The following is a 23,632-nucleotide window of genomic DNA, read 5'->3' on the forward strand; positions in this document are numbered from 1 at the left end:
GACGTGACGGAGCCCCCCGTACTACGACCGTAGTACGACGGATTGAGCCCTTCAGGACGACGCCGAATCCGTCCGGACGAGAGATCGTGGAGGCATGAGTGCACTTGCGCTGTCCGTGCTGCTGTCGCTGGTCTCCGCGGTCGCCTACGCGGCCGGGGCGATCCTTCAGGAGCGCGTCGCGGCGGACACCCCCGACCGTCCCTACGCCCCGCTCCACCACGGTGTGTGGTGGGCGGCGGTGGGTCTGAACGGGGTGGGGGCGCTGCTGCACGTCGTGGCGCTGGCGTACGGGCCGCTGAGCCTGGTGCAGCCGCTCGGCGCGCTGACGATCGTCTTCGCGCCGCCGATGGCCGCGCTGTTCGTGGGACGCAGGGCGGGGCACACGGCGTGGCGTGGCGCGATCATGGCGACGGTGGGGCTGGCGGGGCTGCTGGCCCTGACCGGCGGCACCGACTCGCACTCGCTGGGCGGGACGGAGCGGCTGATCCTCGGGGCGGCGACGTTCGGCGCGGTCGGGCTGCTGTTCCTGGTCGCGCAGTTGGTGCACCGGCCGATCGTACGGAGCATGCTGCTGGCCGCCGCGGGCGGTGTCGCGTTCGGCATCGCGTCGGTGTTCACCAAGACGGTCGCGGTGGACTGGACGTCGGACTCCGCGACGGTGCAGGTGCCGAGCCTGCTGGTGATCGGCCTGCTGGCGGCGACGGGCCTGATGCTCTCCCAGGCGTCGTACCGGGGCGCCGGACTGGCGGCCCCGCTGGCGACCGTCACGGTCGTCAATCCGGTGGTGGCCGCGGCGGTGGGCATCACGCTGTTCGGCGAGACCTTCCGGTACGGCGTGCCGGGCACGGTGCTGGCGCTGGGGTCCGGGGTGGTCGCGGCGGGCGGGCTGATCCTGCTCACCACCGAGCGGCTGGGGTCGTCGCGGGAGCCGCGCGACGAGCCGGCGGCGCCGCCGTCCGGGCCCGCGGGCCCCGGGCCCCGGCGCGGGGGTCCCCCGGGCGGCGCGCGCCCGGAGGACGTACAGCCCGAGCAGCCCGGGGACATAGCCACCGGCACCCGCCAGGACACCACCCCCCGGCCGGACGGGCCGCGCGCGGACGGCACGCGGCCGGAGGGGGGATCTCAGGAGGAGCGGCGGGCGTCAGATGCGGACGCCGCGCGCCCTCAGCCAGGCGAGGGGGTCGATGTCGCTGCCGTAGCCCGGCCCCGTACGCATCTCGAAGTGCAGGTGCGGTCCCGTGCTGTTGCCGGTGGATCCTGAGCGGGCGATCCGCTGGCCGCCGCTGACCTGCTGGCCGGCGCGTACGGTCAGCGCGGACAGGTGCGCGTACTGGCTGTACTTGCCGTCCGCGTGCCGGATGACGACCTCGTAGCCGTACGACCCCGCCCAGCCGGCCGAGACGACGTGCCCGGCGGCGACCGCCTTCACGGACGTGCCGGTGGGGACGGGGAAGTCGACGCCCGTGTGGTAACCGCTCGCCCAGGCTCCCGCCTTGTGGTACGGCGTGCCGGTCGAAGCGGATACGGGGGCGGTGACTCCACCGGTGGTCTGCGTGCCGGTCCGCGCGGGCGCCTCGGTCCTGCGCTTCTCCGCCTGCTTCGGCTGGGCGGTCCGCTTCGGTTCGGCGGTCCTCGGCTTCTCCGCGGTCCTCGGCCTCTCGGCCGTACGGGGCTTCGCCGCCTGCGCCGGCTTCTCGGCGGGCTCGGCCTGGGGCTTCGTGGCGGGAGTCGCGCGCTTCGCCGGAGCGCTCTTCGCGGGGGCGCCCTTCGCCGGGGCGCTCTTCGCCGGGGCCTGGAGGACCAGCTTCTGGCCGGGGAAGATGAGGTCGGGGTCGCTGCCGATGACGCGGCGGTTGTCCTCGTACAGGCGCTGCCAGCCGCCCTTGACGGACTCGTCCGCGGCGATCCCGGAGAGGGAGTCGCCCCGGGCGACGGTGTACCCCTCGCGGTGGGTGGGCACGGAGGTCGGCGAGGCGGCCTGCTCGGTGGAGCGCGCTTTCGGCTCGGCCCGGGGCCCGGACTTCGACTCGGGAGCCGTCCCGGCCCTCGCCGTCCGGCCGTCCGGCGCGGAGGCGGGCCGGGTCTTCTCGCGCACCGGCGTGATGTCGGGGGCGTCGCCGCCGCGGGTGAGCCCCGCCTTGACCGAGCAGGCCGGCCAGGCGCCCGGGCCCTGTCCCTTGAGGACCTTCTCGGCCACGGCTATCTGCTGGTCCTTGGTGGCCAGGTCGGCGCGCGGGGCGAAGCTCCGGCCGCCGTACGCCTCCCAGGTGGACTGGGTGAACTGGAGCCCGCCGTAGTAGCCGTTCTCGGTGTTGATCTTCCAGTCACCGGTCGACTCGCAGGCCGCGACCTTCTCCCAGACGTCCACGGAGGCGGCGTGCCCCGCGCCCGCCGCGATGAGCGGCAGCGCCATGCCGGCGCCCCCCACCCCCACGGACAGCGACACACGGTTGATGCGGCTCGGCTGGTACCTGCGGTGCCGACCGGTAGCGGCCATGACTTGCTCCCCCGTTGACAGGTAGGACACGTCGCAAACCGCCAACTTAAGGGAGGGGTACGGACGGTGACAAGAGCTCACTCTCCGCCCGCCCTCTTTCCCCCGAATACGCCCCCTACGAGAGCGCTCTCCGTCTGGTGCTACAAATGGCCCATGACGGAAGACGTGCGATCGGCCGCCGCGCCCACCCTGGAGGACGTGGCACGGGCGGCCGGAGTCTCCCGCGCCACGGTCTCCCGGGTGGTCAACGGGGTGCGCAATGTCGATCCCGCGATACAGGAGGCGGTACGGCAGGCCGTGGCCGCCACGGGCTACACACCGAACCGCGCGGCCCGTTCGCTGGTCACGCGGCGCGCCGACGCCATCGCCCTGGTCGTCTCGGGGGCGGCGGCGGACGACGCGATGGAGGAGGCGGGGCCGTCGCCCTCCGGCCGGGAGAACGGCGCCGGTGAGGGCCAAGGGCGCGACGATGGCGGGGGCGTGGACGACGAGGACGGGGAGACCGACGGCGGGAGTGTCTCGTTCACCGCCCGGGTGTCCGCCGACCCGTTCTTCGGCAGGGTGGTGACGGGGGTCGTCAACCACCTGCGGCCGCGCGGGATGTACCCGATGCTGATGTTCGCGGGGACCGCCCGCGCGCGCGACGAGGTCGTCTCGTACATCCGGCAGGGGAACACGGACGGCGCGCTGGTCGTGTCCGCGCACGCGGAGGACCCGCTGCCGTCGCTGCTCACCGAGGCGGGGCTGTCCGCGGTGCTCTACGGCCGGCCCACGCGGCCGGTGCGCATCAGTTACGTGGACCTGGCCCAGCGGGACGGCGCGCGGCTGGCCGCGGAACGGCTGCTGGAGCGCGGCTGCCGCCGGATCGTGACGATCACCGGGCCGCTGGAGGCCCCGGTGGGGCAGGACCGGTTGACGGGGTTCCGCGAGACACTGGCGCGCCGGGGGCGTCCCGACGCGCCGGCGGTGGAGGGGCGGTTCAGCCAGGAGAGCGGTGAGGTGGCGATGGCGCGGCTGCTGGCGGAACACCCGGACCTGGACGGGGTGTTCGCGGCCAACGACCTGATGGCGGTGGGCGCGTGCCATGTGCTGCGCGAGCACGGGCGGCGGGTGCCCGAGGACGTCGCGGTGATCGGCTTCGACGACAACGGGGTGGCCGCCGCGTGCCGGCCGCCGCTGACGACGGTGCGGCAGCCGGTGGAGGAGATGGCGGGGGCGATGGTGGATCTTCTGCTGGAGCGCCTGGCCCGGCCGAGCCTCCCGGTCACCTCGGTGATCTACGAACCGACCCTGGTGGTACGGGACTCCGCGTAGCGCGGCGCTGTCCTCGATCGCCGGACGGGCCGGTGGTGTCCTCAATCGCCGGACGGGCTTGAATTGCCCGCCTGTCCGGGATCGCGCACGCCGGGCGTGGAACGAAGGCCGGCCCGATCAAGCCCGTCCGGCGATTGAGGACAACGGGGCCGGGCGTTCAGGCCGAGGCGTCCGGGGCTGGGGTGCGGCGCCAGCGGTGGGGGGTCGCGAGGACGCCGGGCTCCACGGGGCCGGCCGGCGCGGGGACCCGGGGGCGGCTGCCGCCCCGGGCGAGGAACGCGGCCAGCGGGAGCGTCGCCGCGCCCACCGTCACCGCGTCCGGGCCCAGTTCGCCCAGTTCGATGCTGGTGCGTGCCGACGGGTGCTTCAGGGAGTACGCCTCCGCGTGCCGCCGGATCGCGGGCAGCAGGTGCGGCCCGATGAGCAGCCCCGCCCACCCGCCGAGCAGGATGCGTTCCGGCAGGAAGAGGTTGATGAGGTCCGCGACGGCGGCCCCGAGGCACTCCGCGGTGTGGTCCAGGAGCGAGACGGCCACCGGATCGGGCGGCGGCCCGTCGGGTCCGGGGAACGCCGCTTCGAGCAGCGCGGCCAGCGCCGTCTCGTCGTCGGCGTCGTCCGGCAGCGGCCCGCCCGCCTCGTACCACCGCTCGCGCATCGCCTCGGCGCCCGCGTACGCCTCCAGGCAGCCGATGGAGCCGCAGCGGCATCTGCGCCCGCCCATCTGGACGGTGGTGTGCCCCCACTCCAGCGCGCTGCTGCGGCGGCTCTCCTCGACCAGGCTGCTGCCGTGGATGACGCTGGCGCCGACCCCGGAGCCGATGAGAGCGATCGCGGCCGTGCCCGCGCCCCTGCCGCCGCCGAACCACATCTCGGCCTGGCCCAGGGTCTTGGCGCCGTTGTCGATGAACAGCGGTACCTCGGGCGGGATTTCGAAGCCCTCGCGCAGCAGCTTCTCGAAGGGGACCGCGCTCCAGCCGATGGTCTGGCCGTGCACCACCGCGCCGTCCGGCCCGTCCCGTTCGATGATGCCGGGGACGCCGATGCCGATGCCGAGGAGCCGGCCGGGGTCGGCGCCCGCGTCGCGCAGGACGTCGGCGACGCCGGAGCGGACGTGGGAGACGATGCGTTCGACGTCGTAACCGTGCTGGGCAAGGAGCCGCTCGGTCCTGGCGAGTTCGGTGAGTGACAGGTCGAAGAGCTCGACGCGGACCCGGGTCTCGCCGATGTCGATGCCGATGAGCAGGCCGCCGTCGGCGGCGACACGGAGCAGGGTACGCGGACGGCCGCCGTCGGAGTCGACGACGCCGGCCTCTTCGAGGAGGCCCTCCGAGGCCAGTTCGGCGACAACGTTGCTGATGGAGCCCGAACTGAGTCCTGTGGCGGATCCGAGCTCCTGACGGCTCAGCGGACCGTCGAAATACAACCGTTGTACAACCCTGGCACGATTGCCCCGGCGCAGGTCACGCACTGTCCGTCTGCCGCGCTCAGCCATGTTGCTCCTTCCCGGCAGGCAACATACCCCGGCCCCAGCCCTTGACGCGACCTTCTCTCACCTCTTAAATCACGTCATAAATTAAGTCATGGAGGCCGTTCGACTCTCGAACGCTGCCATCCCCGGAAAGGGGCCACCTCACATGCGCAAGGCCAGAGCCGCAGCAGCAGTAACCATCGTCAGCGCTCTCGCGGCAGCCGTCACCGGCTGCGGCGGGGGATCGTCAGAAGGTGGAAGCAACGAATCACCGAAGACCCTCACGTACTGGGCGTCCAACCAGGGTCCCAGCATCGAGGCCGACAAGAAGATCCTGACCCCGGAGCTCGCGAAGTTCGAGAAGCAGACCGGGATCAAGGTCAAGCTCGAGGTCGTGCCGTGGTCGGATCTGCTCAACCGGATCCTCGCCGCCACGTCGTCCGGCAAGGGCCCCGACGTGCTGAACATAGGCAACACCTGGTCGGCCTCGCTCCAGGCGACCGGCGCGCTCCTCCCGTGGGACACGAAGAACTTCGACGCGATCGGTGGCAGGGACCGGTTCGTCGACTCGGCCGTGGCCTCGGCGGGCGCGGAGGGCAAGGACCCCTCCGCCGTGCCGCTGTACTCGCTGGCGTACGCGCTCTACTACAACAAGGCGATGTTCAAGGACGCGGGCATCACCAAGCCGCCGGCCACGTGGGACGAGCTGGTCGCCGACGGCAAGAAGATCTCCAAGGACGGCAAGTGGGGCCTGGCCACCGAGGGCGGTAACCTCTCGAACAACATCCACCAGGTCTTCGTCCTCGGCAAGCAGCACGGCGCGGACTTCTTCGACAAGGACGGCAAGCCGACCTTCACGTCGGACGGCGCGGTCGCCGCCGTGAAGCAGTACGTCGACTTCATGGCCAAGGACAAGATCATCGCTCCGGGCAACGCGGAGTACGCCCAGAACCAGTCCCTCCAGGACTTCTCCAAGGGCAAGACGGCCATGGTCCTGTGGCAGGCCGCCGCGTCGACCTTCGCCTCCCAGGGCATGAAGCCCGAGGACTGGGGCGTCGCCCCGGTGCCCGTCCCGTCCGGGGTTCCCGGCACGGGCGCGCAGACCAACTCCATGGTCGCGGGCATCAACATCGCGGTGTTCAACAACACCAAGAACATCGACGGCGCGAAGAAGTTCGTGAAGTTCATGACGAGCGACGCCGAGCAGACGCTGCTGAACAAGACCTACGGCTCGGTCCCGCCCGTCAAGGCCGCGCAGTCCGACCCGGCGTTCAACGCCTCGGACGTGAAGGTCCTCAAGGACACGCTGGCCACCAGCGCCGCCCCGCTCCCCCAGGTCGCGAACGAGTCCCAGTTCGAGACGACCGTCGGTACCGCCGTCAAGGGCCTGTGGGCCGACGCCGCGGCGGGGAAGCCGGTGACCACCGAATCCGTCAAGGCAGCACTGACCAAGGCCCAGCAGCAGATGACTCCGTGAGGCTCTCTCCATGACCGCCACCGTGACACCCAGCAGTGGGCACCAAGCGGGCGCCGTGGAGAAGACGGACAACGGGGGTGCGCGCGGACGACGATTCCTCCCGCGCATCCCCGACCGGATCCGTCAGGGCGGCCTGCCCTACCTCCTCCTGCTCCCCGCCGTCGTGCTCGAACTGCTCATCCACATCATCCCGATGGTGATCGGGATATGGGTGAGCTTCCGGCAGCTCACCCAGTTCTTCATCCGGAACTGGGGCAATTCACCCTCCGCCGGTTTCGACAACTACAAGGTCGCCATCGACTTCGATGCCCCGATCGGTCAGGCGCTGCTCCACTCGTTCCTCGTCACCTGCGCCTTCACCGTGCTCTCCGTGGGGCTCTCGTGGCTGCTCGGGGTCTCGGCGGCGATCATGCTCCAGGAGAACTTCCGCGGCAGGAGCGTCCTGCGGACGATCTTCCTGGTCCCGTACGCCCTGCCGGTGTACGCGGCGGTCATCACCTGGGCGTTCATGTTCCAGCACGACAACGGCGTGATCAATCACGTCCTGCACGACCAGCTCGGCCTCACCGACAAGCCGTCGTTCTGGCTGATCGGCAACAACAGCTTCATCGCGCTGGTGATCGTCTCGCTGTGGAAGTCCTGGCCGTTCGCGTTCCTGATGCTGATGGCCGCGCTCCAGAACATCCCGCGTGACCTGTACGAGGCCGCCTCCATCGACGGGGCGGGCATCTGGCAGCAGATCCGCAAGATCACGCTGCCGTCGCTGCGCCCGGTCAACCAGGTGCTGGTGCTGGTGCTGTTCCTGTGGACGTTCAACGACTTCAACACGCCGTACGTGCTGTTCGGCAAGTCGGCGCCGGAAGCGGCGGACCTGATCTCGATCCACATCTACCAGTCGTCGTTCGTCACCTGGAACTTCGGTTCCGGCTCGGCGATGTCCGTGCTGCTGCTGCTCTTCCTGCTGCTGGTCACGGCGGTCTACCTGTTCATCACCTCACGGGGAAGGAAGGGCAGTGATGTCTAGCCCCCGCTCTCCCATGGCACCGCCGCAGTCGTTCCTGTGGACGCGCCGCGTCGTCCTGACGGTGCTGGCGGTCTTCGCGCTGCTGCCCGTCTACGTGATGGTCAGCAGCTCGCTCAAGCCGCTCCAGGACGTGTCGGGGAAGTTCCAGTGGTTCCCGACGAACCTCACGATCCGCCCGTACTTCGACATCTGGAAGACGGTCCCGCTCGCCAAGTACTTCCTGAACTCGCTGATCGTGGCGGGTTCGGCGACGGTCCTCTCCGTGGTGATCGCGGTGTTCGCGGCGTACGCCGTGAGCCGCTACAAGTTCCGCGGCAAGCGGACCTTCACCATCACGGTGCTCTCCACCCAGATGTTCCCGGGGATCCTCTTCCTGCTCCCGCTGTTCCTCATCTTCGTGAACATCGGGAACAGCACCGGCATCGAGCTGTACGGCTCGCGCGCCGGGCTGATCCTCACCTACCTGACGTTCTCGCTGCCGTTCTCCATCTGGATGCTGATCGGGTACTTCGACTCCATCCCGCGTGAGCTGGACGAGGCCGCCATGGTGGACGGCTGCGGGCCGATCCGCGCCCTGTTCCAGGTCGTGGTCCCGGCCGCCGTCCCGGGCATCGTGGCGGTGGCCGTGTACGCGTTCATGACGGCCTGGGGCGAGGTCCTCTTCGCCTCCGTCATGACCGACGACCAGACCCGTACCCTCGCGGTCGGTCTCCAGGGCTACGCGACCCAGAACGACGTGTACTGGAACCAGATCATGGCCGCGTCGCTGGTCGTGAGCGTGCCCGTCGTCGTCGGGTTCCTTCTCCTCCAGCGCTACCTCGTCGCCGGCCTCACCGCGGGCGCCGTGAAGTGAACCACCCCGAAAGGCAGTTCGTGAACGACCTCAACGCCCTTCCTCCCGATTTCACCTGGGGCGTCGCCACAGCCGCGTACCAGATCGAGGGGGCCGTGGCCGAGGACGGCCGTGCCCCGTCGATCTGGGACACGTTCTCGCACCTCCCCGGCACGATCGACAACAACGACAACGGTGACGTGGCCTGCGACCACTACCACCGGGTCCCCGAGGACATCGGGCTGATGAAGCGGCTCGGCGTGGACGCCTACCGCTTCTCGCTGGCCTGGCCGCGTGTCATCCCCGGCGGGGACGGGCCGGTCAACAAGGCGGGCCTCGACTTCTACGACCGCCTGGTGGACGGGCTGCTGGAGGCCGGCATCACGCCGTTCGCCACGCTCTACCACTGGGACCTGCCGCAGGCGCTCCAGGACCGGGGCGGCTGGCCGGTCCGGGAGACCGCCGAGCACTTCGCCCGGTACGCCTCCGTCGTCGCCGAGCGCCTGGGCGACCGCGTCAAGGACTGGGCGACCCTCAACGAGCCGCTGTGCTCGTCGTGGATCGGCCACCTGGAAGGCACGATGGCGCCCGGCGTCACCGACCTCGAAGCGGCGGTGCGCACCTCGTACCACCTGCACCTCGGGCACGGGCTCGCGGTCCAGGCGATCCGCGCGGTCTCCCCGGACGCGCGGATCGGGATCGTCAACAACCTCAGCCCGATCGAGCCGGCCTCGGACAGCGAGGCGGACCGCGCGGCGGCCGTCCGCGCGGACGGGCACACCAACCGCTGGTGGCTGGACCCGATCCTCGGCCGGGGCTACCCGCAGGACATGGTCGACCTGTACGGCGTGGAACTGCCGATCCGTCCCGGCGACCTGGAGACCATCGCGGCGCCGCTGGACTGGATGGGGCTGAACTACTACTTCCGCCAGATCGTCCAGGACGACCCGGCGGGGGTCGCGCCCTTCGCGAAGCAGGTCGACGGGCCGAACGAGCTCCACACCCACATGGGCTGGGAGGTGCACGCGGAGGGCCTGGAGCAGCTGCTGCTCCGTCTCACCGACGAGTACGGCGTCCAGCGCATCTTCGTGACGGAGAACGGCTCGGCCTTCCCCGACGTCGTGCGCGAGGACGGCACGGTCGACGACTCCGAGCGGACCACGTACCTGGAGGACCACCTCGCGGCGTGCGCCCGCGCGGTGGCGAAGGGCGCGCCGCTCGCGGGGTACTTCGCCTGGTCGCTGATGGACAACTTCGAGTGGGCGTACGGCTACGACAAGCGGTTCGGGCTGGTCCACGTGGACTACGAGACGCAGGTCCGTACGATCAAGGCCAGCGGCCACCGCTACGCGGAGATCATCCGCGAGGCGTCGGCGAAGCGCGACGCGTCCGCCTGACGGCGTTGTCCTCGATCGCCGGACGGGAGCACATCGAGCCCGTCCGGCGATCGAGGACACACCGCGGCCGGAGGCCGCGCACCCTAGGGCGCCGCGGCCAGCACCGGCAACGTCCCTTCCTGGCCCACCACGGACGCCGCGACCCGGGACGCGAACCCCAGCATGGAGGCCACCTCGCCGGGCGCCAGGTCCGCCGCCCGCGCAAACGCCCCCTCCCTGGAGAGCCAGTTGAGGACCGCCGCCATGAACGCGTCCCCCGCGCCGATGGTGTTGACCACCTCGACCGGCACCGCCGGTACCGTCACCGGCTCCCCGGCCCGGGTGTAGGCCGTCGCGCCGCGCGCCCCGCGCGTGAGCAGCACCAGCCGCCCGTCCCGCGCCAGCCGCCCGCACGTCTCCTCCGGGTCGGCCCCCGGCCACAGCCGCAGCACGTCCTCGTCGCTGGCCTTGACGATGCCCGCCGCTGCGCACAGCTCCCGCAGCCGCCGCGTGCCCGACTCCGCGTCGAGCGTGCGGTCCTCCCGTACGTTGGGGTCGACCACCAGCACCGAGCGCTCGGCCGCCGCGCGGGCGGTCGCCGCCACCGCCTCGGCGGCCGGGGAGACCACCGCGGCGAGCCCGCCGACGTACACCGCCCCGAACTTCCCGGCGTCGGCGGCGCGTTCGGCGATGCGGAAGGTCGCCGTGTCGTGGAGGTGGAAGTGGTAGCCCGTGCCGTCCGGTCCCGGGTCGGCGACCGCGAGGGCGGTGGGCAGCTCCGACCGTCCGCACAGGCCCAGTTCGGCGCCGGCCGAAACGAGCCGCTGTTCGATCGCCCGGGCGAAGCCGTCACCGCCGAGGGTGCCGGCGAACCAGCCGGCGGTGCCGAGCCCGGCCAGTCCGGCGGCCACGTTCGCGGGCGCGCCGCCGGGCTGGGCGTGTAGGGTCCCTAGGTCGCGCGGGGACGGTACGAGGTCGATGAGCGCCTCCCCCATCACCAGCACGGCGCCGGGCCCACCGGTCACGGCTCGACCACGATCTTGCGTCCCTGGCCCGCCTTGAAGCGGTCCAGCGCCTCGGGGTACGACTCCAGCGGCATCCGGTCGCTGATGAACACCGCGGGGTCGAGCACCCCGGTGGCGAAGAGCGCGGCGGCCCGCTCGTAGCTGTGCAGCACCGCCATCGAGCCGGTGATCGTGATCTCCTGGTTGTAGATGCGGTACGGCTCGATGACCGCGGTCGTCGCGTAGTCGGCGACGCCGAACTGGAGGAACGTACCGCCCTTGGCGACCCGTCCCAGGCCGTCCTGGATGGCGCCCGCGTTGCCGGTGGCGTCGATGACGACGTCCCAGCCGCGCGGGGTGTCCAGTTCGTCGGCGGAGGCGGCGGAGCGCGAGACGCCGAGCGTGGACGCGGTCGCGAGCCGCGCCGGGTTGACGTCCAGGATGTCGACGGAGGCGGCGCCGGTGCGCTTGGCCAGCTCCAGCATCATGAGGCCCATCGTGCCGGAGCCGTAGATGAGCACCTGGGCGCCGAGCGTGGAGCGCAGGACGTCGTAACCGCGTACCGCGCAGGACAGCGGCTCGATCAGCGCGGCGTCCTTCACGTCGATGTGGTCGGGCAGGCGGACGCAGTTGGCGACGGGCGCGACGGCGAACTGGGCGGCGCCGCCGGGCTTGCTGACGCCGATCGCGTTCCACCGCTCGCACAGGTTGCCGCGGCCGATCCGGCAGTAGTGGCACTCGTGGCAGTAGAGCGAGGGGTCGACGGCGACCTTGTCGCCGACGGCCAGCTCGGTGACGTCGGAGCCGATCTCCACGATCTCGCCGGCGAACTCGTGCCCGGGCACGATCGGCAGGGTCGGCGCGAACTCGCCCTGGAGGATGTGCAGATCGGTGCCGCAGAGCCCGCACGACGCGACGGCGACGACCACGTCCCGGGGGCCGGGGGTGGGGTCGGGCACCGTCGTGACGGACACCTTGCCGGGGGCTTCGATGATCGCGGCCCTCATTTGACTGCTCCAAGCGAGAGGCCCTGGACGAGCTTGTCCTGGGCGGCGAAACCTGCGGCGAGCACCGGCAGGGACACGACGACGGCGGCGGCGCACAGCTGGGCCAGGAAGAGGCCCTGGCTGGTGACGAAGCCGGTCAGGAAGACGGGCGCGGTCTGCGCGGTGACGCCGGTGAGCACCCGGGCGAACAGGAGCTCGTTCCAGCTGAAGATGAAGCAGATCAGCGCGGTGGCGGCGATGCCGGGCGCGGCGACCGGGGCCACCACGCGGGCGAGGACGGTCGGCAGCCGGGCGCCGTCCATCTGCGCGGCCTCGATGATGGAGACCGGGACGTCCGCGAGGAAGGACTGCATCATCCACACGGCGATCGGCAGGTTCATCGAGGTGTAGAGGATGACGAGCAGCCAGATGTTGTCCAGCATGCCGATGTTCTTCGCGAAGAGGTAGATCGGCAGCAGTCCGGCGACCACCGGCAGCATCTTGGTGGAGAGGAAGAAGAACATCACGTCCGTCCACTTGCGGACGGGCTTGATGGACAGCGCGTACGCCGCCGGGAGGGCCAGCAGCAGCACGAACAGGGTCGAGAACAGCGACGCGGTCAGGGAGTTGATGAGCGGCGGCCAGGGGCTCGCGCCGCCGTCCGAGCCGAAGAACACCTTGTAGCTGTCGAGGGTGAGCGGCGCCGTGAACGAGGGCGGGTTGGTGGCCGCGTCCGTCTCCGAGTGGAAGGACGTGAGCAGCATCCAGAGGGCCGGCAGGCAGAAGCCGAGTCCCACGACCCAGGCGAGCAGGCCGAGGCCGGCGGAACGCCGTCTGGCCCTGCGGGTGGCGGGCGCGTAGGCCGTCGTGGCCGGGGCCGCCTTCACGGGGGCGGTGGTGGTGCTCATGCGCGGCTCGCCTCCTCACTGAAGAGGGACGAGACCACGCGGAGGGCGAAGGTGGCGATCACGATGGTGCCGATCACGACCACGACTCCGGCCGCGGAGGCAAGTCCGTACTCGTGAGCCTGGTAGAAGGTCTGGTAGATGGTGTACGGCAGGTTCGCGGTGCCCAGGCCGCCCGCCGTGATGGTGAACACGGCGTCGAAGTTCTGGACGACGTAGATCGCGCCGAGCAGGGTGCCCAGCTCCAGGTAGCGGCGCAGGTGCGGCACGGTCAGGAAGCGGAACATCTGCCAGGTGCCGGCGCCGTCGAGGCGCGCGGCCTCCATCATGTCCAGCGGCTGGCTCTGGAGTCCGGCGAGCAGGATGAGCATCATGAACGGCGTCCACTGCCAGACGAGGGATGCCTCGACGGCCAGCAGCGGCATGTCGGTGATCCAGTCGGGCTGGGCGGGGGTGGAGTCCCCGAACAGTCCGGTGAACCAGGCCCAGCCTCCGTTGAGCAGGCCGTACTCGGGGTTGTAGAGCAGGTGCTTCCACATCAGCGCCGCCGAGACGGGCACCAGGAGGAACGGGGTGATCAGGAGCGTGCGGACGAAGCCGCGGCCCACGAACTTGCGGTTGATCAGGAGCGCGAGCAGCAGGCCGAGCACCACGCTGACGATCACGACGGTCGCCGTGAGCAGGACGGTGGTGAGGATCGACTCGCGCAGGGACGCGTCGGTGACGACGGTCTTGTAGTTGGAGAGGCCCGAGAACGCGCGCTCGTCGGGGGCGAGGGAGTTCCAGTCGAAGAGCGAGATGAACAGCGTGGCCACGAAGGGCAGTTGGGTGACCGCGATGAGGAAGATCAGCGCGGGCAGCAGGGGCGCCCTGGTGGCCCAGGCGCGGGCCCTGGCCGAGGGCCCCCGGCCGGCGCGGCGCGGCGCCGGGGGCCGCGTCACGCCGGCCGGGGAGGCCGGAGGGGTACGGACGGGGGAACTCACTTCTGCTCCTTGCCGACCTTCTCGGCGAGCGCCTGCGACGTCTTGAGCGCTTCCGCGACGGACTGCTTGCCCGCGATGGCGGCGCTGATCTCCTGCGAGACCTTGGTGCCCAGGTCGGTGAACTCGGGGATGTCGACGAACTGGATGCCGACGGTGGGCCGGGGCTGGGTGCCCGGGTCGGTCGGGTTGGCCGAGGTGATGGCCTGCTGGGTCACGTCGGCGAAGGCGGCCGCGTCCTTGAGGTAGGCCGGGTTGGCGTACGTCGAGGCGCGCTTGCCGGCGGGCACGTTGGGCCAGCCGATCTTCTCGCCGACGAGCTGCTCGTACTTCTTGCTGGACGCCCAGGAGATGAACTTCCAGGCGCTCTCGTCCTTGGTGGACGCCTTCTGCATGCCCCAGGCCCAGGTGTAGAGCCAGCCGGAGCTCTCGGTCTTGTCGACCGGCGCGGGGACGTACCCGATCTTGCCCTTGACCGGGGAGTCGGCCGCCTCCAGCGATCCGGCGCCGGCGGTGGCGTCGTACCACATGGCCGACTTGCCCTGCGTCATGTTGTTGAGGCACTCGGAGTAGCCGGACTGCGCGGCGCCCGCCTCGCCGTGCTTGCGGACGAGGTCGACGTAGAACTGGGTGGCCTTGGTGAACTCGGGCGAGGTGAGCTGCGCCTCCCAGTCCTTGGTGAACCAGGTGCCGCCCATGGTGTTCACGACCGTGGTGAGCGGGGCTATGACCTCGCCCCAACCGGGCAGCCCGCGCAGGCAGATGCCCTTCATGCCGCTCTGCGCGCCGTCCGCCTTGGCGGCGAGGTCGGCGACCTGCTGCCAGGTGGGCTTGGCGGGCATGGTCAGGTTCTTCGCGGCGAAGACGTCCTTGCGGTACATCAGGAACGACGACTCGCCGTAGAAGGGCTCGCCGTACAGCTTGCCGTCGGCGGCGGTCAGCGAGTCCTGGAGGGGCTTGAGGATGTCGGGCTGGTCGAAGGCCTTGTCCTTCTTGACGTAGTCGTCGAGCGGGTGCAGCCAGCCGTTCTTGGCGAAGAACGGGACCTCGAAGTTGCTGATGGTGGCGACGTCGTACTGGCCGGCCTGCTCGGAGAAGTCCTGGCTGATCTTGTCGCGGACGTCGTTCTCGGGCAGGACGGTGAAGTTGACCTTGATGCCGGTCTCCTTCGTGAAGTTGTCCGCGGTGAGCTTCTGCAACTCGACCATCTGCGGGTTGTTCACCATGAGCACGTTGATCGAGTCGCTCCCGCCGGCGGACCCGCCCCCGCCGGCTCCGCTGCACCCGGCGAGCAGGGCCGCCAGGGCGGCGCCGGCTCCCACACGGACGCTGATTCCACGTCGTCTTTGCTGGACGGGCATGAGTTGTCTCCTGATCACTTCGTTGTGAGGGTGGTTCCGTGGGGTGTGCGGACCCGCGTCCCGGCCGGGCCGGGGAGCTCGGCGGGTACGGAACGGTGGGGGCGTTCGGGGTCTCAGACGCGGATGACCTGAGGCCCGAGCAGGGAGTACCGCTGGGCCTCCGCCGAGGGGAGGCCCGCGTCCGTGACGATGGATTCGAAGTCGGCGACCTCGGCGAACCGGCAGAAGCTCACCGCGCCGAACTTGGTGTGGATCCCGGCGAAGACCCGGCGCCGGGAGCTGCGCATGGCCTGCGCCTTGACCTCGCTGACGGCCGGATCCGGGGTGGTGAGGCCGTACTCGCGGGAGATGCCGTTCGCTCCCACGTAGGCCAGGTCGATGACGAACTCGGAGAGCATACGAGTGGTCCAGTGGTCCACCGTGGCCATGGTGGACCCGCGGACCCGGCCGCCGAGGAGCAGCACCGCGATCTTCTCGGCGTCGGCGAGCGCGGTCGCCACGGCGAGGGAGGCGGTGACGACGGTCAGCGCCCGGTCCCTGGGCAGGGCCTCGGCGACGAGTTGCGGGGTGAAGCCCTCGTCGACGAAGACGGTCTCCGCGTCGCCGAGGAGATCGGCGGCGGCGGCCGCGATCCGGGACTTCTGCGGGACGAGACGGGTGGTCCGTACCGCGAGAGTGGTCTCGAAGCCGGCGGACTCGACCGGGTAGGCGCCGCCGTGGGTGCGCCGTACCAGGCCGTGTTCCTCCAGGGCGTGCAGGTCGCGCCGGACGGTCTCCTTGGCGACGGCGAGCTTCGAGGCGAGCGCGTTGACGTCGACGGCACCGTCACGTCGGGCGATCTCCAGGATTTCTCGTCGGCGTTCGTCGGTGTCCACGACACACACTTCCCTGTTCCGCTGCGGCTCGGGCTCAGCACCCGTTCGGGCTCATGCGTCGTTTGTACAAGCAAAGGGCCCGTCACGACCAGGTTCTTCGCTGTTCCGACTGCGCCCGTTCATGCCCGCTTGGCCGAGAGCGTCGTCGCAGGTCACGGGGGTGACAGCGGTCGCTGTCGCGCAGATCACCGCCCGATTCGGTACCGGTCCGTGCCCGAACGGCGCCCGAAACGGAATCTCTGTTCCCCGCAACCCGGGCGGTTACACGAGAAGCCGCTCACATCGGCCCCTGCCCGTTCGGACACGATCGGTCGATCACGTCGCATACGCGGCGGGAACACGACACGATGCGACGGACCCGGAATGCGGATGGCTCCGGGCACCTTGAGGATTGACGTAACAGGCTCACTACCTTCAGGAGCGTTCCATGAGTGGTACCGCCCAGATCGGCGTCACAGGGCTCGCGGTGATGGGCCGCAACCTGGCCCGCAACTTCGCGCGCAACGGTCTCACGGTCGCGGTGCACAACCGAACGGCCGCCAAGACCCGGGCGCTGGTCGAGGAGTTCGGCGACGAGGGCACGTTCGTGCCCGCGGAGAGCGCCGAGGAGTTCGTCGCGGCCCTGGAGCGCCCCCGCCGCCTGATGATCATGGTGAAGGCCGGTGACCCGACGGACGCGGTGATCCAGGAGTTCGCGCCCCTGCTGGAGGAGGGTGACGTCATCATCGACGGCGGCAACGCCCACTTCGCCGACACCCGCCGCCGCGAGAAGGAGCTGCGCGAGCGCGGCATCCACTTCGTCGGGGTGGGCGTCTCGGGCGGTGAGGAGGGCGCGCTGCACGGGCCGAGCATCATGCCGGGCGGCTCCCCCAAGTCGTACGAGTCCCTCGGCCCGCTGCTGGAGAGGATCGCGGCGAAGGCTCCGGACGGGGCGCGGACGGTCGCGCACATCGGCCCCGACGGCGCGGGCCACTTCGTGAAGATGGTGCACAACGGCATCGAGTACGCCGACATGCAGCTCATCGCGGAGGCGTACCACCTGCTGCGGTCGGTCGCGGGCTACTCCCCCGCGCAGATCGCCGAGACGTTCCGTACGTGGAACACCGGCCGGCTCGACTCGTACCTGATCGAGATCACCGCCGAGGTACTGGCCCATACGGATGAGGCGACCGGCAAGCCGTTCGTGGACGTCGTGGTGGACCAGGCCGAGCAGAAGGGCACCGGGCGCTGGACGGTGCAGATCGCCCTCGACCTGGGCGTGCCGGTCTCGGGGATCGCCGAGGCGGTCTTCGCCCGTGCCGTGTCCGGGCACGCGGCGCTGCGCGAGGCGTCGCGCGGGCTGCCGGGGCCGACCGCGCGCCCGCTGGACGCGGCGGAGGCGGCGCGCTTCGCGGATCAGGTGGAGCAGGCGCTGTACGCGTCGAAGATCGTGTCGTACACGCAGGGCTTCCACCAGATCCGGGCGGGCAGCGACGAGTACGGCTGGGACGTCGACCTCGGTTCCGTCGCGGCGATCTGGCGGGCGGGGTGCATCATCCGCGCCGCGTTCCTGGACCGGATCCGGGCGGCGTTCGACGCGCGGCACGACCTGCCGAGCCTGCTGTCGGACAAGCAGTTCGCCGAGGAGATCGGCGCGGCGCAGGACGACTGGCGGGCCGTGGTGGCGACGGCGGCGGTGCAGGGCGTCCCGACGCCGGGCTTCTCCGCGGCGCTGTCGTACTACGACGCGCTGCGCGCCGAGCGGCTGCCCGCGGCGCTGACGCAGGGCCAGCGGGACTTCTTCGGGGCGCACACCTACCGGCGTACGGACCGGGAGGGGTCGTTCCACACCCTGTGGGGCGGCGACCGCTCGGAGGTCTCGGGCGCCTGACCTTCCCGGCCCGGCCCGTCGGCGGTGTGCGGCCCGCCGGGGGGCCGGTACGCCGTGCCGCTACGCCGACCGGCCGACCGCGTTCGTCGCGGTCGGCCGGTCGGCGTTCCGGGCCCGGGCGCCGGGGCCGCGTCACGGCCTCGGAGGCCGGCGTTCCGGCTCCGGGCGCTACGGCACGTCGGTGAGGGGGCCCGGTGCGGGGTCCGGTTCCGGTACGGGGTCGGGGCCCGGCGGGTTCGGTACCGGATCGGGCCGCGGGGGCGGCGAGGGCCGCGGCGGGGGCGCGGGGGCGGGGGGCGGGGAGGGGACGGGCGCGGGGCCCGGGCCCGGCAGCGGTCCCGGTTCCGGCGCCGGCGGTCCCGGCGTGGGGACGGGCGACGGCGGTACCGGATCGGGAAACGGGCTGGTCATGACTGACCTCCTGTGGTGCGTGGTCGTACCTTCCCAATGTCTCCCGGTGCGCGTGCCCACGCGCGCCGGGTCCACGCGTCCGGCGAGCGCCCGTCGGCGATCTTTCCCCGATCGGCCCCCAGGAGGTGGGGTGCGGGACGACGGCCAGGGCCGCGTACGTCAGGAGAGGGCGGCGGCGGCCACCGCGGCCGCGTTCAGGCCCGGGCGGGGGCTGGAGAGCACCGGGACGGTGGTCGCGGCCCGGTCCGCCGCGCCGGCCATCGACGCCTGGGCCAGCACGATCACGTCGGCCGCCACGACCGCGTCGACGGAGGCGGCCACCGCGTCCAGGTAGCCGTCCAGGTCACCGGCCTCGAACCGCTCCCAGGCGCCGTCGACCAGCACCGTACGCAGGTCGACGGGCCGGCCCGCCGCCTCCTCGCGGATCAGGGTGAGCGTCGGCTCCAGCGTGCTCTCCACGGTGGCGACCACCACCACGCGGCCCGCCTCCGCCGCGGCGGCGGCCATCGGCCGGTCGACCCTGAGCACCGGTACGCCGAGGGCGCGGCCCGCCTTCTCCGCGACCTCCCCGAGCGTCGAGCAGGTGCAGAGCACGGCGGCCGCGCCCTCGGCGACCACGTCCTCCAGCGCCGCCTCCACCGCGTCCGCCACGGCCTCGGGCCCTTCGATCCTGGCCCGGCCGAGCAGTTCCTCGGCCACCACGTGCCGCAGGACGAGGCCCGGGTGGTCGGAGTCGCGCAGGGCGTCGAAGACCGGGACGTGGGCGGGAGAGGTGTGCAGCAGCGCGAGCATGATCACGATGCTAGACGCGGGCGGCGCGGGCGGCACGCCGGTCCCGGGGGCGCGCCTCGGGGGTCGTACCGCCGGTCGTACGGCCCAGGAGGTCACCAGACCTTTGGGCTCGCCTTCAGCTGCTCCTCGGCGGCCGCCACCGTGTCCGCCGGCGCCGGGGGTGCCTCGTCGGGGTGCCGCTCGGCCCAGGAGGCCGCGTACGGGCAGAGGGCGACGACGGGCACGCCCTCGCGCGCCGCCGTCGCGTAGAACTCCCGTACGAGCGCGCCCGCGATGCCCTTGCCCTCGTGCCCCTGCTCCACGACGGTGTGCACGGCGACCAGCGCGGCGGGGGCGGCGTCGAGGGTGAAGTAGGCGACGACGCCGACGGCCTGGCCGTTCTCGTACGCCTCCAGGCGGCCCTGCGCGCGGTTGTCGCGGATCTCGATGTCGGCCATGGCGACGGACTCCCTGGTGCTCGGCGGGAGTGGAGAGCCACTCCCGGGTGACCGTTCCAGCCTACGCAACCCGCCTGTGGAGCGGCCCGTTCGGGCCACGGGGGCAGAGGATCCGGACAGCCGTGCGATACATTTTGCGTCGCTTTTACCACGATCCACTTCTGCGGCGGAGACGAGCACTCAATGAGCGACATTCTCAACGGACTTGGCCGGGCCGGCGCCTACGGGGCGCTCGGTGTCGTCCTGTTGATCCTCGGCATCGTCCTGGTGGACCTGCTGACCCCGGGCAAGCTCGGGAAGCAGATATGGGAGGAGCGCAACCGCAACGCGGCGGTCCTCCTCAGCTCCGCGCTGCTCGGGATCGGGGGCATCGTGTTCACCTCGATCTGGACGACGTACGACGACTTCGGCAAGGGCCTCGCGTCGACGGCGGCGTTCGGGGTGCTCGGGCTGGCGATGATGGCCGTGGCCTTCCTGGTGGTGGACCTCGTCACCCCGGGCAAGCTCGGCGCCACCCTGGTGGAGGCGGAGCCGCACCCGGCGGTGTGGGTGACGGCGTCCTGCAACCTCGCGGTGGCCGCGATCATCTCGGCGTCCATCGCCTGACCGCAGGCCCTTCCTCCTCCCCCTTCGCCTCCACCCCTTCCCTTCATATCGTCATCTTGACGACAAGGAGCCGCCTTCGATATCGTCGCCATGACGACAACAAGGGGGGCCTCCATGGCCGACATCACCCGGCGCCTCGGCTGGCGCCACCTGCGCTCCGCGCCCACCGCGTACGTACGCCACCACCGGCGCGGACAGCTCGCCCACGACGGCACGGGGCTCAGCTTCTGGTTCCGGGCGCTGAGCGCGGCCCTCTCCGAAGTGCCCGTCGACGACCGCGAGTTGGCCATGGCCTTCCACGCCCGTACGGCCGACTTCCAGGACGTCACCGTGCAGGCGACGGTCACCTACCGGATCAGCGACCCCGGCACGGCCGCCGGCCGGATCGACTTCTCCGTCGACCCGGACACCGGGGCCTGGCGGAGCGCCCCGCTGGAGCAGATCGCCACCCTGCTCACCGAGACGGCCCAGCAGCACGCGCTCGACGTGCTGGCCCGTACCCCGCTGGCGGCGGCGCTGGCCGACGGGGTCGCGTCCGTACGGCAGCGGATCTCCGACGGCCTCGCGGCCGAGCCCCGGCTGCCGGCGACCGGCATCGAGGTGGTGGCCGCGCGGGTGGTCGCCATCCGCCCCGAGGCGGAGGTGGAGCGCGCCCTGCGCACGCCCGCCCGGGAGTTGATCCAGCAGGAGGCGGACCGGGCCACCTACGAGCGGCGGGCCGTGGCCGTCGAGCGCGAGCGGACCATCGCCGAGAACGAACTCGCCAGCAGGATCGAACTGGCCCGGCGCGAGGAGCGGTTGGTCGAGCAGCACGGCACCAACGCCCGCCGCGAGGCCGAGGAGAGCGCGGCGGCCGACGCCGTACGCGCCGAGGCCGAGGCGCGCCGGATCGTGAAACTGGCCACCGCGCAGGCCGAGGCGGCCCGGCAGACCGGTGAGGCGCGGGCGGCGGCCCAGTCCGCCTGGCTGCGGGTGCACGGCGAGGTGGACGCGGCGACGCTGCACGCGCTGGCCGCGACGCGCCTCGCGGAGAACCTGCCGCGCGTCGACAGCCTGACCCTCTCCCCCGACGTTCTCACCGGCCTGCTCGCGAAGCTGGGACGTCCCGGGGACGGCTCCGCGTGAGCCTGGCGCCGCGCGCGGTGCTGGTCCACCGCACCAGTGAGTACGAGGAGTTGCTCGCCCGGCACGGCACGCACGGCCAGGCCGCGTTCTACCTCTCCTCGCGCGGCCGGTCGCTGGACGAGGTGGCCGCGCGGCACCACCGGGCGCTGCGCGCGCTGACCGAGGTGGCCGCCGCGGTGCCGTTGTCGTGGCGCCAGGCGCGGGTGGAGCGCGCGGACCTCGACCGGTTCCTGTTCGGCCCCGAGGACGTGGTGGTCGTGGTGGGCGCGGACGGGCTGGTCGCCAACACCGCGAAGTACCTGGCGGGGCAGGTGGTGGTGGGGATCGACACGGATCCGGGGCGGGGGCTCGGGGTGCTCGTACGCCACCGCCCGGGCGACGCGGAGGCGTTGCTCCGGGCGGCCGGGCCGGGGCGGGCCGTCCGGGTCGACGAGCTGACGATGGTGGAGGCGGTCGCCGACGACACACAGCGGCTGCTCGCGCTGAACGAGATCTACCTCGGTCGGCCCGACCACCGGACGGCGCGCTACCGGCTGGGCCCGGACGACGGGACGGGTCCCGCCGAGGCCCAGGCGTCCTCGGGCGTGCTGATCGGTACGGGCACTGGCGCGACGGGCTGGCTGCGCTCCCTGGGCGCGGGCGCGTCCCTCCCGATGCCGTCGCCGACCGATCCCGTCCTGGTCTGGGCCGTACGGGAGGCCTGGCCGTCCCCCACGACCGGCACGTCCCGTCTGACGGGTGTGCTGACCGGGACGCACCGGCTGCGCCTGACGGTGGAGTCGGAGCGTCTGGTCGCCTTCGGCGACGGGATGGAGGGCGACGCGCTGGACCTGACATGGGGCCAGACGGTCCGGGTGGGCCTGGCGGAGGTCGCCCTGCGCCTCCTCGCCTGACACCCTCGCCTGCCCCCTCACCCGACCCCTCGCCTGACCCCTCGGCAGGCCTCCCGTGGAAGGCGGATTCCGCTGGGCGGAGTCGGGCGGTCGGAAACGGTCAATCGGCGCGCCAGGACGCGCAATTGAGGCAAGCAAAGTTCCGGTCGAGCTTTCTTTACGAAAGACCTAGTGCCATGCTGGTGCGCCGGGACGCAGGGCCACTGAGCGAGAACCCTCGGTGATGGACGGCGTCCTGTGCGGACCCCCCTGCTAGAAGGAATGGCGATGTCTCCTGTGCTGCCGTTACCCCGGTCCTCCGCGCCCGGCGGAGTCGGGGGCCGGTGTCGGTGAACGCCATGGGGACGGGCGACAGGCCCGGGCGCGGGTTCCGGCTGTCCACCGGTCCGGCCGGGGACGACCACGAGTTACGCGCGGTGCTCCAGGACGTGGCCTCGGGCTACTGGATGTCCATGCAGGACCTGCTCCTGCGCACCGCGACCGACCCCGACTGGGCGCGGTGGACGTTCCGTACGCAGGTGCTGGGTGCCGCGGCGGCGGGCACCACCGTGGTGCAGACGTGGCAGCGGGAGGTGCCGGACAGCCGGCCGGCGTCGGTGATGCGCGCCCGCGTCGCCGTGGAACGCGCGCTGCGGGCGAACCGTATCGGCGACCTCCAGCACCTCCAGAGCCTGTGGTGGACCGCGAGCGCCGCCTGCGCGGCCGCCGCGGAGGTGGCGCCGTACGACCCGGTGCCGTTCGTCTGCCGGCTGGCCCTCGCGGACCTGGACCCGGACCAGGTGGATCCGGAGCACCGGCGCCACGCCCCCGACCCGCAGCTGTTCCCCGGACCGTGGGGGCTGCTGGAGGAGGTCGACCGGCGGGACCCGGGCAACCGTGAGGCGTACCACCGGATGGCCCGCTACTTCCTCGTCCGCAAGGGCGGCTCGGTCGCGCACCAGGACTACTTCGCGCGGTGGGTGGCGGACGGGGCGCCCGCCGGCTCGGCCCTGCTGGCGCTGCCGCTGTACGTGGCCGTGGAGCGGTGGCGGGCGACCCACACCGGGCGCGAGTCGCTGGACGCCAGCCTCTACTGGGTGACCGACCGGGCGATGGCGCGGGCGCGGGTGGCGTACGAGGGCTGGTTCGCCGTCACGGCGTCGCGGCGTCTGACACAGGACATGAACTACCTCGCGCACGCCCTGTGGTCGAGCCAGCAGTACGGGCCCGCCGCGGAGGTGTTCCGGGCGCTGGGCCCGCACGCCTCCCCGCGTCCGTGGCTGTACCTCGTCGCCGAGGGTGCCCGGTGGGAGCGTCTGTTCCTCGACGCGTACGACGCGGCCCTGTCGAACGGCTCCCCCTGAGCCCTCACCCGTCCGGGCCGTCGTCCGACGCGCCTTCCGGGCCGTGTCCCGAACCG

At 71.8% G+C, this 23,632-nt stretch carries 21 protein-coding genes; 11 read left to right on the forward strand and 10 right to left on the reverse strand.

All coding sequences use genetic code 11. From position 1 onward, the window contains the following. Positions 1 to 94 precede the first annotated feature (94 nt). Entirely contained in the window at positions 95 to 1,261 is a 1,167-nt protein-coding gene (locus HA039_RS03140; protein WP_167023401.1) for a DMT family transporter, read from the forward strand. Here HA039_RS03140 and HA039_RS03145 read toward each other — a convergent pair. After that, positions 1,142 to 2,497 (reverse strand): transglycosylase family protein, encoded by a 1,356-nt coding sequence (locus HA039_RS03145; RefSeq protein WP_167023404.1) that lies wholly within the window; start codon positions 2,495 to 2,497, stop codon positions 1,142 to 1,144. The genes HA039_RS03140 and HA039_RS03145 overlap by 120 nt on opposite strands. 153 nt (positions 2,498 to 2,650) lie before the next feature. On the opposite strand from HA039_RS03145, the gene HA039_RS03150 reads away from it, so the two are divergent. Further along, positions 2,651 to 3,811 carry a LacI family DNA-binding transcriptional regulator gene (locus HA039_RS03150; RefSeq protein ID WP_167023407.1) on the forward strand — a complete coding sequence of 387 codons (1,161 nt, stop codon included), beginning with the start codon at positions 2,651 to 2,653 and terminating at the stop codon, positions 3,809 to 3,811. Positions 3,812 to 3,968: 157 nt separating this feature from the next. Here HA039_RS03150 and HA039_RS03155 read toward each other — a convergent pair whose 3' ends face one another. Beyond that, a complete protein-coding gene (locus tag HA039_RS03155; protein WP_167023410.1) occupies positions 3,969 to 5,303 on the reverse strand; it encodes an ROK family transcriptional regulator in 1,335 nt (444 codons plus the stop codon). Positions 5,304 to 5,445: 142 nt separating this feature from the next. On the opposite strand from HA039_RS03155, the gene HA039_RS03160 reads away from it, so the two are divergent. From HA039_RS03160 to HA039_RS03175, 4 genes are read left to right on the forward strand one after another with little or no spacing between them, the layout of a single operon-like run. Next, a complete protein-coding gene (locus HA039_RS03160) occupies positions 5,446 to 6,756 on the forward strand; it encodes an ABC transporter substrate-binding protein (RefSeq protein WP_167023413.1) in 1,311 nt (436 codons plus the stop codon). 10 nt (positions 6,757 to 6,766) lie between these two features. Then, the gene (locus HA039_RS03165) at positions 6,767 to 7,780 is read left to right on the forward strand and encodes a carbohydrate ABC transporter permease (RefSeq protein ID WP_167023416.1); all 1,014 of its coding nucleotides are present in this window, start codon (positions 6,767 to 6,769) and stop codon (positions 7,778 to 7,780) included. After that, the gene (locus HA039_RS03170) at positions 7,773 to 8,633 is read left to right on the forward strand and encodes a carbohydrate ABC transporter permease (protein ID WP_167023419.1); all 861 of its coding nucleotides are present in this window, start codon (positions 7,773 to 7,775) and stop codon (positions 8,631 to 8,633) included. The genes HA039_RS03165 and HA039_RS03170 overlap by 8 nt, the downstream gene beginning before the upstream one ends. A gap of 20 nt (positions 8,634 to 8,653) precedes the next feature. Then, complete coding sequence (locus tag HA039_RS03175) at positions 8,654 to 10,009, forward strand: GH1 family beta-glucosidase (RefSeq protein ID WP_167023422.1); 1,356 nt, start codon at positions 8,654 to 8,656, stop codon at positions 10,007 to 10,009. An 83-nt stretch (positions 10,010 to 10,092) separates the two neighbouring features. Here HA039_RS03175 and HA039_RS03180 read toward each other — a convergent pair whose 3' ends face one another. The 6 genes from HA039_RS03180 to HA039_RS03205 all read right to left on the reverse strand — a co-directional run bounded on the left by HA039_RS03180 (position 10,093) and on the right by HA039_RS03205 (position 16,099). Further along, on the reverse strand, positions 10,093 to 11,013 hold the full coding sequence (locus HA039_RS03180) for a PfkB family carbohydrate kinase (protein WP_167023425.1): 921 nt from the start codon (positions 11,011 to 11,013) through the stop codon (positions 10,093 to 10,095). Beyond that, the gene (locus HA039_RS03185) at positions 11,010 to 11,999 is read right to left on the reverse strand and encodes a zinc-dependent alcohol dehydrogenase family protein (protein WP_167023429.1); all 990 of its coding nucleotides are present in this window, start codon (positions 11,997 to 11,999) and stop codon (positions 11,010 to 11,012) included. Before HA039_RS03185 ends, HA039_RS03180 begins: the two co-directional genes overlap by 4 nt. Further along, positions 11,996 to 12,886: a carbohydrate ABC transporter permease gene (locus HA039_RS03190; RefSeq protein WP_167023432.1), complete on the reverse strand. Its 891-nt coding sequence runs from the start codon at positions 12,884 to 12,886 to the stop codon at positions 11,996 to 11,998. The genes HA039_RS03185 and HA039_RS03190 overlap by 4 nt, the downstream gene beginning before the upstream one ends. Continuing rightward, positions 12,883 to 13,824 carry a carbohydrate ABC transporter permease gene (locus HA039_RS03195; RefSeq protein WP_167036085.1) on the reverse strand — a complete coding sequence of 314 codons (942 nt, stop codon included), beginning with the start codon at positions 13,822 to 13,824 and terminating at the stop codon, positions 12,883 to 12,885. The genes HA039_RS03190 and HA039_RS03195 overlap by 4 nt, the downstream gene beginning before the upstream one ends. 38 nt (positions 13,825 to 13,862) lie before the next feature. Beyond that, positions 13,863 to 15,224 (reverse strand): ABC transporter substrate-binding protein, encoded by a 1,362-nt coding sequence (locus HA039_RS03200; protein WP_167023435.1) that lies wholly within the window; start codon positions 15,222 to 15,224, stop codon positions 13,863 to 13,865. Between the two features lie 113 nt (positions 15,225 to 15,337). Further along, positions 15,338 to 16,099 (reverse strand): DeoR/GlpR family DNA-binding transcription regulator, encoded by a 762-nt coding sequence (locus HA039_RS03205; RefSeq protein WP_167023439.1) that lies wholly within the window; start codon positions 16,097 to 16,099, stop codon positions 15,338 to 15,340. Between the two features lie 427 nt (positions 16,100 to 16,526). Here HA039_RS03205 and gndA point away from each other — a divergent pair, with 427 nt between their 5' ends. Beyond that, complete coding sequence (gndA, locus tag HA039_RS03210; RefSeq protein ID WP_167023442.1) at positions 16,527 to 17,969, forward strand: NADP-dependent phosphogluconate dehydrogenase; 1,443 nt, start codon at positions 16,527 to 16,529, stop codon at positions 17,967 to 17,969. A 570-nt stretch (positions 17,970 to 18,539) separates the two neighbouring features. On the opposite strand, the gene HA039_RS03215 is transcribed toward gndA, so the two are convergent. Both HA039_RS03215 and HA039_RS03220 read right to left on the reverse strand, forming a co-directional pair. Next, positions 18,540 to 19,172, reverse strand: a complete 633-nt coding sequence (locus HA039_RS03215) for an aspartate/glutamate racemase family protein (RefSeq protein WP_208298527.1) — start codon at positions 19,170 to 19,172, stop codon at positions 18,540 to 18,542. Positions 19,173 to 19,264: 92 nt separating this feature from the next. Beyond that, the gene (locus tag HA039_RS03220) at positions 19,265 to 19,609 is read right to left on the reverse strand and encodes a GNAT family N-acetyltransferase (RefSeq protein ID WP_167023446.1); all 345 of its coding nucleotides are present in this window, start codon (positions 19,607 to 19,609) and stop codon (positions 19,265 to 19,267) included. A gap of 183 nt (positions 19,610 to 19,792) precedes the next feature. Between HA039_RS03220 and HA039_RS03225 the strand changes: the two genes are divergently transcribed. The 4 genes from HA039_RS03225 (at position 19,793) to HA039_RS03240 (ending at position 23,576) form a co-directional block, all read left to right on the forward strand. Continuing rightward, the gene (locus HA039_RS03225) at positions 19,793 to 20,215 is read left to right on the forward strand and encodes a DUF350 domain-containing protein (protein ID WP_167023449.1); all 423 of its coding nucleotides are present in this window, start codon (positions 19,793 to 19,795) and stop codon (positions 20,213 to 20,215) included. A 114-nt stretch (positions 20,216 to 20,329) separates the two neighbouring features. After that, positions 20,330 to 21,340, forward strand: a complete 1,011-nt coding sequence (locus HA039_RS03230) for an SPFH domain-containing protein (protein ID WP_167023452.1) — start codon at positions 20,330 to 20,332, stop codon at positions 21,338 to 21,340. Further along, the gene (locus HA039_RS03235) at positions 21,337 to 22,233 is read left to right on the forward strand and encodes an NAD(+)/NADH kinase (protein ID WP_167023455.1); all 897 of its coding nucleotides are present in this window, start codon (positions 21,337 to 21,339) and stop codon (positions 22,231 to 22,233) included. The genes HA039_RS03230 and HA039_RS03235 overlap by 4 nt, the downstream gene beginning before the upstream one ends. A 323-nt stretch (positions 22,234 to 22,556) precedes the next feature. Next, entirely contained in the window at positions 22,557 to 23,576 is a 1,020-nt protein-coding gene (locus HA039_RS03240) for a hypothetical protein (protein ID WP_208298528.1), read from the forward strand. Positions 23,577 to 23,632: the final 56 nt, after the last annotated feature.

Source organism: Streptomyces liangshanensis (assembly GCF_011694815.1).
Lineage (GTDB): Bacteria > Actinomycetota > Actinomycetes > Streptomycetales > Streptomycetaceae > Streptomyces > Streptomyces liangshanensis.